Here is a 14,536-nt window from a genome sequence, read left to right on the forward strand (position 1 = left end):
GCGCGATTCCGGCCACACCGGGCACCGTCGGATGCCATGATGCGCGGGTGCCCTCAGAGCTCCCGGCCTCGCCGCGCGACCGCCGAGCGCCCCTGGTCGTGGCAGTCGTCGGTGCGGTGCTCGTCCTGCTCGGGGCGTACCTCGTCGCTGCGGGCTGGCCATCGCGGGTCGGCTACCGGCAGGGCGAGTGGTTCGCCTACGGGACCGGATCCATGGTCGGGATCGCCGTGGAGGGCCCGTCCGCCGGGTTCGTGATCGGGATCGTGCTCGTCGCGCTGGGCACCGGGACGATCGGCGCGGTCGCCGGCTGGGCGCTGGGCCGGCACCCGGGCGCCCGTCGTGCGGTGGTGCAGGTCGGTCGAGCGACATCGGCGCTGTGGCGCAGGCACCGCGTGCTCGTCATCGTCGCGGTGGTCGGCGCGCTGCTGGCCGCGCTGGGCGCGCTGCTGCTCTCCGGCGCCGCCAGCACGACCAGCACGGCCAGCACGAGCCGACTCGTCGTCACCACCTCCCCGATGGGTCCGGCCTCCTGGTCCGACGAAGACGACGGGTACGACGACGGGTACGGGTACGACGACGTGTACGGGTACGACGACGGGTACGGGTACGACGACGGGTACCTGTACGACGACGGCTGGTACGACCAGGGCGCGCAGCAGCCGGTCGAACAGGTCGGGGACGGGCTGGCGACCGCGCGGTTCGAGTCGGTCGACACAGGTGCGATGGCCGGCGGCGAGCAAGCCGCGGCGCCCGACGAGCGCGTCGCGGGGATGCTGCTCGGCGGGCTGGGTCTCGTGCTGCTCGGTGGGGTCGGCGGGTGGGCTCTCGCGCCACGACGTGGGTGATGTGGTCCTCCCGAGAGGAGGCAGACTGGCGCCATGACCACGCCTGCCGTCGGTGTCCTGCTGCCCCGTGACCTGCCCGCGGACCAGGTGCTGCCGTTCGCCCGCCGCGCGGACGCGCTCGGGTTCGACGAGCTGTGGGTCGTGGAGGACCTGGGCTTCCGCGGCGGTGTGGCGCAGGCGGCGGCGGTGCTCGCGGCGACCGACCGGGTGCACGTCGGCATCGGGATCCTGCCGGCGGCGGTGCGCAACGTGGCGTTCGCGGCGATGGAGGCGGCGACGCTCGCGCAGCTGTTCCCGGGGCGCGTGACGTTCGGGATCGGCCACGGCATGCCGGGCTGGATGCGAGCGGTGGGCGCCTGGCCGGACCGCCCGCTGACGTTCCTCGGCGCGTACACGCAGGCGCTGCGCACGCTCCTGCGGGGCGGCACGGTGCACGACGACGAGCTCGGCGTGACCGGCGTCGCCCTCGAGAAGTCGTCCGTGCCCGACGTGGTCCCGGAGGTGCTGCTGGGCGTGCGCGGGCCGCGGTCGCTCGCGGTCGCGGGCCGGGTCGCGGACGGCACGATCCTCGCCGAGCCGACGACACCGCAGTACGTGAGCGGTGCGCTCGCGCAGATCGCGGCGCCCGGGCCGCACCGCGTGGTGGCGTACGGCGTCGCGGCGGTCGACGACGACGAGTCGGCCGCGCTGGCCGCCGCGCGCCCCGGGCTGATGTGGATCGGCGAACCGGACTGGGCGCCGCACCTCGTCGGGCTGCCGTTCGCCGACGACCTCGCGCGCCTGCGGGCGTCGAGCGCCGACGCGCACGCGTTCGCGGCGGCGCTGCCCGACGAGTGGGTCGCCGAGCTCGCGCTCGCGGGCACACCGGAGCAGGTCCGTGCGCGGCTGGCCGCGCTCGGGACGGTCGGTGCCACGTCGGTGGGCCTGACGCCGGTGGGCCCTGACCCGGTCGCCGCGCTCGACCAGCTCGCGCGCGTGGTGCAGGCGTGACGGGCCCGACGGGCGTGCCGGGCGCGACCGGCGCGACGGACGGACCGCGATGAGCCACGACCACCACCACGGCCACGGGCCGGACTCGGCGAACCGCACGCGGCTGGCGGTCGCGTTCGGGATCACCGCCACGATCCTGGTCGCGCAGGCCGTCGGGGCGCTGCTGACGGGTTCGCTCGCGCTGCTCGTCGACACCGCGCACATGCTCACCGACGCGGCCGGCCTCGCGATCGCGCTCGTCGCCGCGACGCTCGCGAGTCGCCCCCCGACCGCGCGGCGCACGTGGGGGTTCCGGCGTGCGGAGGTGCTCGCGGCGCTCGCGCAGTCGGCGGTGCTGCTCGCCGTGGGCGTGTACGTGCTGGTCGAGGGCGTGCAGCGGCTGTTCGAGCCACCGGACGTCCCCGCGCGCGAGCTCGTCGTGTTCGGCCTGATCGGCCTCGTGGGGAACGTCGTCGCGCTCGCGGTGCTCGCCGGCGGGCGCTCCTCGAGCATGAACCTGCGCGCGGCGTTCCTCGAGGTGGTCAACGACGCGCTGGGCTCGGTGGGCGTGATCGTCGCGGCCGTCGTCATCGAGACGACAGGGTGGCAGCAGGCCGACGCGGTCGCGGGTCTGCTGATCGGCGCGCTGATCCTGCCCCGGGCGCTGAAGATCCTGCGCGAGGCCACGTCGGTGCTCCTGGAGACCACGCCCCCGGGCCTCGACCTGGACGACGTGCGCGAGCACCTGCTCGGCGTGGAGCACGTCGTCGACGTGCACGACCTGCACGCGTCGCTGATCGCGACCGGCCTGCCCGTGCTGTCCGCGCACGTGGTGGTCGACCAGGGCTGCTTCCAGACGGGTCACGTGCCGCGCATCCTCGACACGCTGCAGGAGTGCGTCGCGCACCACTTCGACGTCTCCGTCGAGCACTCGACGTTCCAGATCGAGCCGGCCGCCCACGCCGCCCACGAGTCCCCGAGCCACCCCTGACCCAGCTCCGGCGCAAGGTCGTCAAGCCGCAAGGTCGTCAGCGAGAGCTCACGATCTGGCACTGATCCGACGACGTGACGCGGGAGCCCCTCAGGCGTGCGTGGAGCGGGTGCTGTCCTCGCGCGGGAGGCGCCACAGCGTGTAGAGCAGCGCGATCGTCGCCGTGACCACCAGCAGGGCCAGGCCGACCGTGTACGAGTGCGTGACCTCGTTGTACGTCGCACCCAGGACGAGCGCCGGGAAGTAGCCGCCGAGGCCGCCCGCCGCCCCGACGACGCCCGACACCGCGCCGACGCGATCGGCGGGTGCCCGCCGGGCCACCCACGCGAACACGCCACCGGCCCCGAGGCCCAGGAAGAACGCCATCGCGACGAACACGATGCCCGCGGGGATCTCGGGCTGGGGCTTGAGCGCCATGAGGACCGCCGCGACCGCGGCCCCCGCGAGCGAGACCAGCACGACGACCTTGGGGTGGGTCCGGTCGGACAGCACGCCACCGATGGGGCGGGCGATCACCGCGGCGATCGCGAAGCCCGCGGTGCGCGTGCCGGCACCGGCCAGGTCGAAGTCGTACACGTCCTTGAGGTACGTGGGCAGGTAGGTCGAGAAGGCGACGAAGCCGCCGAACGTCACCGCGTACAGGAACGACATCTGCCAGGTGACCGTGAGCTTGGCGGCGGCCTTGAGCTTCGGCAGGACCGCCTGCGTGCTCGGCTTCCAGGCCGACGCGTCGCGGGCCAGCAGCCAGACGACGACACCGGTGACCGCGAGAGCCGCCGCGATGATCAGGTGTGCGGGGACGTACCCGAACCAGCTGACGAACCGGGGGGTGAAGAACGACGACAGCGCGGTGCCACCCATGCCGATGCCGAACATGCCGGTCGCGAACCCTCGTCGGGCCGGCTCGTACCAGGCGTTGACGAACGGGATGCCCGCCGCGAAGGACGTGCCGGCGATGCCGAGGAAGAACGCGAACACCAGGAGCAGCGGGTACGACGCCTGGGTCCCGGCCCAGGCGACGAGCAGCACCGGCACCACCGAGAGGACGTTCAGGACCGCGAGCATGCGCCGACCGCCGAACCGGTCGGTCAGTGCTCCGACCGGGACCCGGCCCACGGCCCCGACCAGCACGGGCGTCGCGATGAGCAGCGACTTCTGGGGCGCGGACAGGGACAGCTCGTCCGTGTAGCGCACGGCCAGCGGCCCGATCAGGTTCCAGGCCCAGAACGTGATGGCGAACGTCCAGGTGGCCAGGGCCAGGTTCAGGGCGCGCCCCGTCGTGGCCGGTGCGCTCGTCGTCGAGGCGCTCATGGTTCTCCCCTGCAGGAACGGTGGATGAAGGCCGTCAGCGGTCGCGGTCGCGCGTGCCGACGGGGTCCCAGCCGCGCCGCGGCGCGGAGGCTCCCGGGGTCGGCCGGCGGTCGCGGCTGCGGTAGACGACGTACGGGCGGAACAGGTAGTGCAGGGGTGCGGTGAACGCGTGCACGAGCCGGCTGAACGGGAACAGCGTGATCAGGCCCAGCCCGAGCAGCACGTGCAGGTGGAACTGGAGCGGCGCCGCGGCCATGGCGTCCACGTCGGGCCGCAGCGTGAACAGCGACCGGAACCATGGCGAGACGGACTCGCGGTAGTTGTGCGAGTCGTGGCCCTGGCTGAACGCGATCACGGTCGTCGCGAGCCCGGTGACGATCGCTGTGGTCAGCACGGCGTACATGAGCTTGTCGTTCTTCGTCGTCGCCATGAAGACCGGTCCCGTGCGGCGGCGGCGCACGATGAGGATGACGATCCCGGCGAGCGTGCCGATGCCCGCGATCGTGCCGATGCCGAGCGCGCCCGCGTGGTACATCCCCTCGGTGATGCCCACGGCGTCCGTCCAGGACTCCGGGATCAGCAGCCCGACGACGTGCCCGACGATCACGAACAGCAGCCCGAAGTGGAACAGCGGCGACCCGATCCGCAGCAGCTTCGACTCGTACAGCTGCGACGAGCGCGTGGTCCAGCCGAACTGGTCGTAGCGGTACCGCCAGACGAGGCCGCCGACGAACGTCACGACGACGAGGTACGGCAGCACCCCCCACAGCACGACGTCCATCAGGCACTCCCGTCGAAGGTTCCGTAGCCGGCGGTTCCGTAGCCGGCGAGCGGCAGCAGGCGTGGGTCGGCCGAGTCGAGGCCGACGGACTCGCTCGGCGGGCCCGCGGCGGCCATGGCGTGCACGGCAGCCTTGTCCTTGGGCGACTCGCCGGGCAGCGTCGCGCAGACCGCCTCGAGCACGCCCGCGTACGGCGGCGACGACTCGATCAGGGCGAACCGCGTGAGCTCGAGGCTCGCGCGGTACTCCTGCAGCAGCGCCGCGCCGTCGTCGGGGTCCGCGAGCGCCGAGTACTCCAGCACGAGCGGCAGGTGGTCCGGCAGCTCGCCGTGGGTGTCCACCAGGAACCCGCTCGCGCGGTACCGCTCCTTGAACGCCGCGAGCACCTCCCCGCGCCGGCGGGTGTCGCCGTCGGTCCAGTACGACAGGTACAGCGCCTGCTTGCGCGACAGGTCGAACAGGTGCACGTAGTCGGTCTGCAGGACGTCGAGCGGCGTCGCCGCGGCGTGGTCGAGGAACGTGCGCAGGCCCTCCCGCGCGCGGCCCGCAGGCAGCTCGTCGACCGCGGCCGCGAGCAGCGGGAGCCGTTCGACGAGCGCCTCGTCGGGGTAGCCCAGGCACCACGACGCCGCCTGGTGCACGACGCGCGTCGTCGCCGTCGCGCTCGGCGGGCGCGACGAGGACGGGCTCGCCGGCCGCGACGACGGGCTCGTCGTGCGGGCGTCCGACGACGTGCTCGTCCGACGACGGTCCGGACGCAGCCGCCTCACTTCTCCCCCTCGTCCTGCTGCGCGGACGTCCGGGCGTCCGGTGCGTCGTGCGCCGGGAACAGCCCGGGCGGCGTCCCGACGCCGTCCCAGTTCAGGAGGTTCACCCGCCCGCGCATCTCCTCGGACGGCGAGATCCCCTCCGACGTCTGCCGCTGGCGCAGCGCGTGGAACGTCTCGACGGCCACGGGGACGGGCCGGCCGGACGCCTCGCCGAACGCCGCGGACTCGTACATGCCCGGGCCCTCGTCGTAGTCGAGCGAGCAGCCGAGCTCCTCGAGCTCGTGCCCGCGCTCCTCGTGGGCCTTGGGGATGACGTAGCGGTCCGCGTACTTGGCGATCGCGAGCAGCCGGTACATCGCGTACATGGCCTGACCGGTCATGCCCACGGACTGCGCCACGGCCTCGTCGGCGCCGTCGCCCATCGTGATGCCGCGCAGGTACGTGCGCATGGCGGCCAGGCGCTTGAGCACGCCCGTGACGATCTCGGTGTCGCCCGCGGTGAACAGCTCCGCGAGGTACTCGACGGGGATGCGCAGCGCGTCGATCGCGCCGAACAGGTTGCCGTGGTCCTCGGCGTCGTGCCCCTGGTCACGCAGCAGGTCGACCACCGGGGACAGCGGCGGGACGTACCAGACCATCGGCATCGTGCGGTACTCGGGGTGCAGCGGGAGCGCGACGCGGTAGGTCTTGGCCAGCGCGTACACCGGGCTGCGCCGGGCCGCGTCGATCCAGTCCGCCGGGATGCCCTGCTCGCGTGCCGCGGCGAGCACCGCCGGGTCCTGCGGGTCGAGCATGAGGTCGAGCTGGGCCTCGTAGAGGTCCTTCTCGTCGGGCACGGACGCAGCCTCGGTGACACGGTCGGCGTCGTAGAGGAACACCCCGATGTACCGCAGGCGACCCACGCACGTCTCGGCGCACACGGTCGGCAGGCCGACCTCGAGGCGCGGGTAGCAGAACGTGCACTTCTCGGCCTTGCCGGTCTTGTGGTTGAAGTAGATCTTCTTGTACGGGCAGCCGGTGATGCACTGCCGCCAGCCGCGGCACCGGTCCTGGTCCACCAGGACGATCCCGTCCTCGGCGCGCTTGTAGATCGCGCCCGACGGGCACGACGCCATGCACGACGGGTTCAGGCAGTGCTCGCAGATCCGCGGCAGGTAGAACATGAAGGTCTTCTCGAGCTCGAAGCGGATCTTGTCCTCGGACTCGCGGCGGACCTTCTCGACGATCGGGTCCAGGTGCCCCAGCTCGGACGTGCCGCCCAGGTTGTCGTCCCAGTTGGCCGACCACGTGACCTTCGTGTCCTCACCCGTGATGAGCGACTTCGGGCGGGCCACCGGGAAGTCGTCACCCAGGGGTGCCTCGACGAGCGTCTCGTAGTCGTACGTCCATGGCTCGTAGTAGTCCTCGAGCTCGGGCTGGACCGGGCTCGCGAAGATCGACAGGAGCCGCTTGGCCCGGCTGCCCGTGCGCAGCGTCAGGCGCCCCTTGCGGTTCAGCGTCCACCCGCCGTGCCACTGCTCCTGGTCCTCGTACCGCCGCGGGTACCCCTGCCCGGGGCGCGTCTCGACGTTGTTGAACCACACGTACTCGACGCCCGCGCGGTTCGTCCACGCCTGCTTGCACGTCACCGAGCAGGTGTGGCACCCGATGCACTTGTCGAGGTTCATCACCATGGCGACCTGGGCCATCACACGCATGTCGTCCCCCGCCTCAGTACTCGACGTCCTGCGACCGACGGCGGATCGTCGCGACGATGTCGCGCTGGTTGCCCGTCGGGCCGAGGTAGTTGAACGCGTACGACAGCTGCGCGTACCCGCCGATCAGGTGCGTCGGCTTGACCAGCAGACGCGTCACCGAGTTGTGGATGCCGCCTCGTCGGCGGGTCTTCTCCGTCTTCGGGACGTCGATCGTGCGCTCCTGCGCGTGGTGCACGAACACGACGCCCTCGGGCATGCGGTGCGAGACCACGGCCCGCGCGACGAAGATCCCGTTCGCGTTGGAGCACTCGATCCACTCGTTGTCCTTGGCCCCGATCGCCGCGGCGTCCGCGGGCGACATCCAGCACGTCGGGCCGCCGCGCGACAGCGACAGCATCAGGAGGTTGTCCTGGTACTCCGAGTGGATCGACCACTTGTTGTGCGGCGTCAGGTAGCGGACCGTGACCTGCTTGGCGCCGTCCGGGCCCAGCTCGGGCTCACCCAGCAGACGGTGCAGGTCCAGCGGCGGGCGGTAGATCGGCAGCGCCTCGCCCAGGTCCTTCATCCAGCCGTGGTCGAGGAACAGGTGCATGCGCCCGGTCAGCGTGTGCCACGGCTTGAGCCGCTCGACGTTGACCGTGAACGGCGCGTACCGCCGCCCGCCCGTCTCCGAGCCGGACCACTCGGGGGACGTGATCACCGGCACCGGCCGCGCCTGCGTGTCCGGGAAGGTGATCCGCTTCTCCTCCGAGCCCTCCGCGAGGTCGTGCAGCTCCTTGCCGACGCGGCGCTCGAGCGTGCGGAAGCCCTGCGTCGCGAGCTCGCCGTTCGTCGTGCCGGACAGGGCCAGGATCGCCTCGGCCATCTTCACGTCGGTGTCCAGCGCGGGACGGCCGTCACCGGCGCCGCCCAGCATCACGCCGTTGAGCTTGCCGAGCCGCTCGACCTCGTGCTCCAGCCGGTACGTCACGTTCTTCACCGTGAAGCCCAGCGTCGACGCGAGGGGGCCCAGCGAGCCGAGCTTGTCGGCGATCGCGGTGTAGTCGCGCTCCACGACCTGCAGCAGCGGCATCGTCACGCCCGGCACCGCCGGTGCGTCGCCGTGCCGCCAGTCGCCGCCCGCCCCGCCGTCGCGCGGCATCTCGCCCGGGGTGTCGTGCTGCATCGGCACGCTCACCAGGTCGTTGCGCACCCCCAGGTGCGTGCGCGCCAGCTCCGAGAACCGCTGCGCGACCAGGTGGAACGCGTCGAAGTCGCTGCGCGCCTCCCACGGCGGGTCGATCGCGGGGGAGAACGCGTGCACGAACGGGTGCATGTCCGTCGAGGACAGGTCGTGCTTCTCGTACCAGGTGGCGGCCGGCAGCACGACGTCGGACAGCATCGTCGTCGACGTCATCCGGAAGTCCGCGCTGACCAGCAGGTCGAGCTTGCCCTCGGGGATGTCGTCACGCCACGTCACGTCGCTGGGCCGGGCCGTCGGCTCGGGCGCCTGCACGTTCGAGTGCGTCCCGAGCAGGTACTTCAGGAAGTACTCGTCGCCCTTCGCGCTCGAGCCCAGCAGGTTCGAGCGCCACAGCACGAGCGTCCGCGGCCAGTTCTCGGGCGCGTCGACGTCCTCGACCGCGAACCGCAGGCTGCCGTCCTTGAGCCGGCCCGCGACGTGCGACGCCGGGTCCGGCGCGGAGCCGTCCTGCGCCGCGGCCTTCGCCTCGTCGGCGAGGTCCAGGGGGTTCGCGTCGAACTGCGGGTAGAACGGCATCCAGCCGCGGCGCGCGGACGTCGCGATCGTGTCGGCGGTGTGCAGGTCCTTGAGGTGCCCGTCGGCCAGGGGCCACGCGAGCTCGTCGGCCTGGTAGCCGTCGAACCGCCACTGGTCCGTGTGCATGTACCAGTACGACGTGCCCGTCATCGTGCGCGGCGGCCGCGACCAGTCGAGCGCGTTCGCGAGCGAGATCCAGCCCGTCAGCGGACGGCACTTCTCCTGACCGACGTAGTGCGCCCAGCCGCCGCCGTTGCGCCCGAAGCACCCGGTGAACGCGAGCAGCGCGAGGATCGCGCGGTACGTCGCGTCGCCGTGGAACCACTGGCAGATGCCCGCGCCCATGATGATCATCGAGCGACCCTCGGACTTCTCCGCGTTGGTCGCGAACTCGCGCGCGATGCGCGTGCACGCGTCCGCCGGGACCGACGTGTGCTGCTCCTGCCACGCGGGCGTGCAGCCCTGCGTCGCGTCGTCGTAGCCCGTCGGCCACTGGCCCGGCAGGCCGTCGCGGCCCACGCCGTAGTGCGCGAGCGTCAGGTCGAAGACCGTCGTCACCAGGTGCCCGTTGACGCGCGTGACCGGCACGCCGCGGCGCTGCACCGCGCCCGTGCCGCCGGGGTCGTCGAACCGCGGCAGCAGCACCTCGACGGCCTCGGTCGTCGGGTCCGTCGAGCCTGCGTCCGACGACGCCGCGGCCGACGACGAGCGCGCGTCGCGGATGCTCAGCGCAGGGACGACGCCCTCGAGGTCCAGGTTCCACCGGCCCTCGCCCGAGTCGGTGTAGCGGAAGCCCAACGACCCGTTCGGCACGACCGGCCGGCCGGTCGCGGAGTCCAGGAGCACGGTCTTCCACGCGGCGGCCTCACCGTCGGGAGCTGTCACCGGGTCGGCCGCCGCACCCTCGTCGGACAGGTCCTGGTCCGAGAGGTCCTCCGCCCGCAGGAACCGGCCCGGGACGTACGCGCCGTCGCGCTCCTCGAGCGTCACCAGGAACGGCAGGTCGGTGTACTGGCGCACGTAGTCGCGGAAGAACGGGACCTCACGCTCGACCAGGTACTCCTTGAGCACCACGTGGCCCATGCCCATCGCGAGCGCACCGTCGGTCCCGGCCGCCGCGGGCAGCCACTCGTCGGCGAACTTCGTGTTGTCCGCGTAGTCCGGCGAGACCGTGACGACCTTGGTGCCGCGGTAGCGGACCTCCGCCATCCAGTGCGCGTCGGGCGTGCGGGTCACGGGGACGTTCGAGCCCCACATCATCAGGTAGGTCGCGTCCCACCAGTCGCCCGACTCCGGGACGTCCGTCTGGTCCCCGAACATCTGCGGGGACGCGACCGGCAGGTCGGCGTACCAGTCGTAGAAGCTGGTCATGACGCCGCCGATGAGCTGGATGAACCGCGTGCCCACCGCGTGCGACACCATCGACATCGCCGGGATGGGCGAGAAGCCCGCGCACCGGTCCGGGCCGTACGTCTTGATCGTGTGCACGTGCGCGGCCGCGACCATCTCGACGGCCTCGTCCCACGTGACGCGGACCAGGCCGCCCTTGCCGCGCGCCTGCTGGTAGCGCCGCCGGCGGACCGGGTCGCCGGTGATGTCGGCCCATGCGAGCACGGGGTCCTTCAGGCGCGCCTTCGCCTCGCGGTACATCTCGACGAGCACGCCGCGCGCGTACGGGTAGCGCACCCTCGTCGGCGAGTACGTGTACCAGGAGAACGCGGCGCCGCGCGGGCAGCCTCGGGGTTCGTACTCGGGACGGTCGGGGCCCGCCGACGGGTAGTCCGTCTGCTGCGCCTCCCACGTGATGATCCCGTCCTTGACGTAGACCTTCCACGAGCACGAGCCGGTGCAGTTCACGCCGTGCGTGGACCTGACCACCTTGTCGTGCCGCCAGCGGTCGCGGTAGAACACGTCGCCGCGTCGTCCGCCCTCGCGGAAGACGGCGCGACCGTCGTCGGTCTCGTCCCAGCGCGTGAAGAACCTTCCGGCGCGTAAGAGCACGTCAGACGCGGGTCCGTCCAAGCCGGGCTGCTGGGTGTCCGCCATGGCACGACAGTAGCGACGGGTGTGACGCGCGCCACCCGGAACGGGCCGTGGAAAATCGCGGGCTCCGCCGGCGCGAATGCGCGGGCCACGCGTGGGTGCGCGCGGGTAGGTTGCGGCGCATGACGCTCGAGCCCCTCACGCTGCCCGCAGACGACGCCGGGTGGACGGACTTCCTGACCACGACGATCGACGCCGCGCTCGACGAGGCGCGCACGCACCTCGCGACGCTCAAGGACGGCACCACGCGCAGCGCCGCCGAGGTCCTCGAGCTGTGGAACGCGTCCGACGTCGCGCTCGGCCAGGCGTCCGCCGCGGCGCACCTGCTCGCCGAGGTCCACCCGTCGGCGACGCTCCGCGAGGGCGCCGAGGAGCGCGCCCAGGCCGCCGAGGACCTCGCGACCGAGCGCGGGCTCGACCGCGAGCTCTGGGAGGCGTTCAGCGCGACCGACCCCGCGGGTCTCGACGCGGACGCCCAGCGCCTGCACGAGCACGTGCTGCGCGACTTCCGCCGCGCGGGGGTCGACCGGACCGCCGCCGAGCGCGACCGCCTGCGCGCGCTGGCCCAGCGCTGCACCGAGCTCGGGCTCGAGTTCTCCCGCAACATCCGTGAGGGCGCGCGGTCGATCCGCGTGCGCCCCGAGCAGCTCGCCGGCCTCCCCGAGGACTTCCTCGCGTCGCACCCCGCCGACGACGAGGGCCTCGTCACCCTGACCACCGAGTACCCCGACCTGATCCCCGTGCGCACCTACGCGCACGACGCGACCGTGCGCCGCGCCCTCACGAGCGAGTACCTGCGCATCGCGTACCCGCAGAACAGCGCGGTGCTGGCCGAGCTGCTGGCGCTGCGCGAGGAGCGCGCGCACCTGCTCGGCTACCCGGACTGGCCGTCCTACGACGCCGAGGTCAAGATGATCGGCTCGGGCGCGGCGATCGGCGAGCTCATCGAGCGGCTCGACGCGCTCACCGCCGAGCCCGCCGCGCGCGACGTCGCCGTGCTCCTCGAGCGCTTCCGGCGCGACGACCCCTCGGCCACCGCGGTCACCCCCGCCGACAGCCTGTACTACGACCAGGTGGTCCGCCTCGAGCAGTACGACGTCGACGCGCAGGAGGTCCGCCGCTACTTCCGCTACGACAAGGTCCGCGACGGCGTGATGTCGACGATCGGGCGCCTGCTCGGCCTCACGTTCACGTCGGTGACCGCGCCGGTCTGGGACCCGTCCGTCGAGGTCTACGACGTCGCGTCCGACGGCGAGCGGATCGGCCGGTTCTACCTGGACATGCACCCGCGCGCGGGCAAGTTCAACCACGCCGCGCAGTTCTCGCTCGTGCCGGGCATCGCCGGCGTCCGGCTGCCCGAGGGCGTGCTCGTGTGCAACTTCCCCACCGGGAGCATGGAGCACGACGACGTGTGCACCTTCTTCCACGAGTTCGGCCACCTGGTCCACGAGATCGTCGGGGGGCACCAGCGGTACGCCGAGTTCTCGGGCGTCGCGACCGAGTGGGACTTCGTCGAGGCCCCGTCGCAGCTCCTCGAGGAGTGGGCGTGGGACGCGGGCGTGCTGGGCTCGTTCGCGACCGACGACGCGGGCGAGGCGATCCCCGCGTCGCTCGTCGCCAAGATGCGCCGGGCCGACGAGTTCGGCCGCGGCTCATGGACCCGGCGCCAGCTCAACTTCACCGCGCTGTCCTACGGCCTGCACGCCACACCGCCCGAGGACCTCGACGCGTTCACCGCGCAGGTCGACGAGCACTTCGGCCCGTTCGCCCCGCTGCCCGACACCCACCAGGTGACCGGCTTCGGGCACCTCGAGGGCTACGGCCCGGCGTACTACACCTACCTCTGGAGCCTGGTCATCGCGAAGGACCTGCTGACGGCCTTCGGCGACGACCTGATGAACGAGCAGGTCGGGCGCCGCTACCGCGACCAGATCCTCGCCCCCGGCGGCAGCCGCGACGCGGCGGACCTGGTCGAGTCGTTCCTGGGCCGCCCCCGCACGTACGAGGCCTTCGACACCTGGCTCACGACAGCCCCCACCGCCCCCTGACCCCTCCACCACCCCGGTTCGTCGGCTCCACCAGTCGCTTCGTCGACCCGCCACCTCGCTTCGTCGACTCCGCACCGGTTCGTCGCTCCCCACCAACGAACCGACATCCGACCAACGAACCGGCACAGGCAAGCCGGGTGGATCGCATGGCCCTGAGCTCCAGGGCTGGGGCTCGCCGTCGACTCCGCCCAGCTGTGGTGCGAGGCGGGGCGACGACGAGCCGACCCCAGCCCCTGCTGTCGCGGAGCTCGTGCACAGCCCGGGCCCGGGTGCGCAACGACGGCGGTCCGACGGTGGCAGCGTCCGGCCCCATGCCTCGTCGTCCCGGCTCTGGACCGGCCCCCCGCACGCTCGAGCTCCCCGCCGTGCACCTCGCGCGCGACGTCCCCCGCGAGCTCGCCGCCGCACGCGTGCGGACCGGCGCATGGATCCCCGCGACCCGAGGCGCCTACGTGCGGAACGGGACCTCCGCCCGGGCCATGGCCATCGCCAGAGCAGTCGGTGTGCACGCAAGGATCAGCTCGGCGCACGCGTTCAGCCACGAGACCGCCGCGCTGCTCCACGGGCTCGCGCTCTGGGACGTCCCTCAGGTCACGCACGTGCGTCACGAGCATCGCGGCGGCGGGAGCAACGACCCGCTGGTCGCCCGCCACCTCGGCATTCCCGCGCACGCGCGCGTCGTCGTGCTGGCCGGCCTGCCGGTCACCGACCTCGCGTCGACCACGTGGGACTGCCTCAGGACGGCGACGCCGCTCGCCGCGTTGGTCGTCGCGGACAGCGCTCTGCATGCAGGGCTGCCACGTGACTCGGTCGTCGCGATCGCCGAGCAGGCTCGCGGCAACGGCACGGCTCGCGCACGCGCCCTGCTCGAGCTCGCCGACGAGGGCGCGGAGTCGGCACGAGAGACGTGGGCGCGGTTCGCGTTCGCCGTCGCCGGCTGGCCGCCGCCCGAGACCCAGGTGCGGGTCGAGACCGCGCGCGGCACGTTCTGGGCCGACCTCGGGTGGCCGCGGTGGAGGCTGCTCGTCGAGTACGACGGGCTGGGCAAGTACGCGGGCGACGAGCGCGCGCGCCTGCTCGAGGAGAAGGTCCGCCGGGACGCGATCGCGGAGGCGGGGTGGCACAGCGTCCACGTGACGAAGGCAGACTCGCTGCGCTCGGTCGTCGCGCGTGCCCAGCCCTACGTCCCTGCCGGCGAGCTCGCACACGCGCGGCTCCGCCAGGACCTCCTGCCGGCGCCGCGGTGATCGCGCTGCCCCTCCCCGACCACCCGGCGCTTCGTCGCCCGCGCATCACTTCGTCGCCTCGGACCGACGAAGCGG

Annotated in this window: 10 protein-coding genes; 5 read left to right on the plus strand and 5 right to left on the minus strand. The window is 72.7% G+C overall.

Going from position 1 to position 14,536, the window contains the following annotated elements:
- Window positions 1-47 precede the first annotated feature (47 nt).
- The 3 genes from CGE01nite_RS09295 to CGE01nite_RS09305 are packed head-to-tail and all read left to right on the plus strand — an operon-like array spanning window position 48 to window position 2,805.
- Window positions 48-845, plus strand: coding sequence for a hypothetical protein (locus CGE01nite_RS09295; protein ID WP_141370482.1), 798 nt, complete (start codon window positions 48-50; stop codon window positions 843-845).
- A 33-nt stretch (window positions 846-878) separates the two neighbouring features.
- Window positions 879-1,835, plus strand: coding sequence for an LLM class flavin-dependent oxidoreductase (locus tag CGE01nite_RS09300; protein ID WP_141370484.1), 957 nt, complete (start codon window positions 879-881; stop codon window positions 1,833-1,835).
- Between the two features lie 49 nt (window positions 1,836-1,884).
- Window positions 1,885-2,805 (plus strand): cation diffusion facilitator family transporter, encoded by a 921-nt coding sequence (locus CGE01nite_RS09305; protein ID WP_141370486.1) that lies wholly within the window; start codon window positions 1,885-1,887, stop codon window positions 2,803-2,805.
- 90 nt (window positions 2,806-2,895) lie between these two features.
- Here CGE01nite_RS09305 and CGE01nite_RS09310 read toward each other — a convergent pair whose 3' ends face one another.
- Genes CGE01nite_RS09310 through CGE01nite_RS09330 form a run of 5 tightly spaced genes read right to left on the minus strand, consistent with a single transcriptional unit; the run spans window position 2,896 to window position 11,169 of the window.
- Window positions 2,896-4,116 carry an MFS transporter gene (locus tag CGE01nite_RS09310; RefSeq protein WP_048344466.1) on the minus strand — a complete coding sequence of 407 codons (1,221 nt, stop codon included), beginning with the start codon at window positions 4,114-4,116 and terminating at the stop codon, window positions 2,896-2,898.
- 34 nt (window positions 4,117-4,150) lie between these two features.
- Window positions 4,151-4,897, minus strand: coding sequence for a respiratory nitrate reductase subunit gamma (gene narI, locus CGE01nite_RS09315; RefSeq protein ID WP_048344465.1), 747 nt, complete (start codon window positions 4,895-4,897; stop codon window positions 4,151-4,153).
- Window positions 4,897-5,667, minus strand: coding sequence for a nitrate reductase molybdenum cofactor assembly chaperone (narJ, locus tag CGE01nite_RS09320; RefSeq protein ID WP_371857580.1), 771 nt, complete (start codon window positions 5,665-5,667; stop codon window positions 4,897-4,899). Before narJ ends, narI begins: the two co-directional genes overlap by 1 nt.
- The gene (gene narH, locus CGE01nite_RS09325) at window positions 5,664-7,364 is read right to left on the minus strand and encodes a nitrate reductase subunit beta (protein WP_141370488.1); all 1,701 of its coding nucleotides are present in this window, start codon (window positions 7,362-7,364) and stop codon (window positions 5,664-5,666) included. The genes narJ and narH overlap by 4 nt, the downstream gene beginning before the upstream one ends.
- Window positions 7,365-7,377: 13 nt before the next feature.
- Window positions 7,378-11,169, minus strand: coding sequence for a nitrate reductase subunit alpha (locus CGE01nite_RS09330; RefSeq protein WP_048344464.1), 3,792 nt, complete (start codon window positions 11,167-11,169; stop codon window positions 7,378-7,380).
- Between the two features lie 119 nt (window positions 11,170-11,288).
- On the opposite strand from CGE01nite_RS09330, the gene CGE01nite_RS09335 reads away from it, so the two are divergent.
- Window positions 11,289-13,214 (plus strand): M3 family metallopeptidase, encoded by a 1,926-nt coding sequence (locus CGE01nite_RS09335; protein ID WP_141370490.1) that lies wholly within the window; start codon window positions 11,289-11,291, stop codon window positions 13,212-13,214.
- 311 nt (window positions 13,215-13,525) lie between these two features.
- Window positions 13,526-14,461 (plus strand): hypothetical protein, encoded by a 936-nt coding sequence (locus tag CGE01nite_RS09340; RefSeq protein ID WP_141370492.1) that lies wholly within the window; start codon window positions 13,526-13,528, stop codon window positions 14,459-14,461.
- The last annotated feature ends 75 nt before the right edge of the window (window positions 14,462-14,536 follow it).

This window comes from Cellulomonas gelida, assembly GCF_006538725.1.
Taxonomy (GTDB): domain Bacteria; phylum Actinomycetota; class Actinomycetes; order Actinomycetales; family Cellulomonadaceae; genus Cellulomonas; species Cellulomonas gelida.

Coding starts and splice junctions, on each gene's coding strand:
- CGE01nite_RS09300 (WP_141370484.1), top strand. CDS start 879: ATGACCACGCCTGCCGTCGGTGTCCTGCTGCCCCGTGACCTGCCCGCG.
- CGE01nite_RS09305 (WP_141370486.1), top strand. CDS start 1,885: ATGAGCCACGACCACCACCACGGCCACGGGCCGGACTCGGCGAACCGC.
- CGE01nite_RS09310 (WP_048344466.1), bottom strand. CDS start 4,116: ATGAGCGCCTCGACGACGAGCGCACCGGCCACGACGGGGCGCGCCCTG.
- narI (WP_048344465.1), bottom strand. CDS start 4,897: ATGGACGTCGTGCTGTGGGGGGTGCTGCCGTACCTCGTCGTCGTGACG.
- narH (WP_141370488.1), bottom strand. CDS start 7,364: ATGCGTGTGATGGCCCAGGTCGCCATGGTGATGAACCTCGACAAGTGC.
- CGE01nite_RS09330 (WP_048344464.1), bottom strand. CDS start 11,169: ATGGCGGACACCCAGCAGCCCGGCTTGGACGGACCCGCGTCTGACGTG.
- CGE01nite_RS09335 (WP_141370490.1), top strand. CDS start 11,289: ATGACGCTCGAGCCCCTCACGCTGCCCGCAGACGACGCCGGGTGGACG.
- CGE01nite_RS09340 (WP_141370492.1), top strand. CDS start 13,526: ATGCCTCGTCGTCCCGGCTCTGGACCGGCCCCCCGCACGCTCGAGCTC.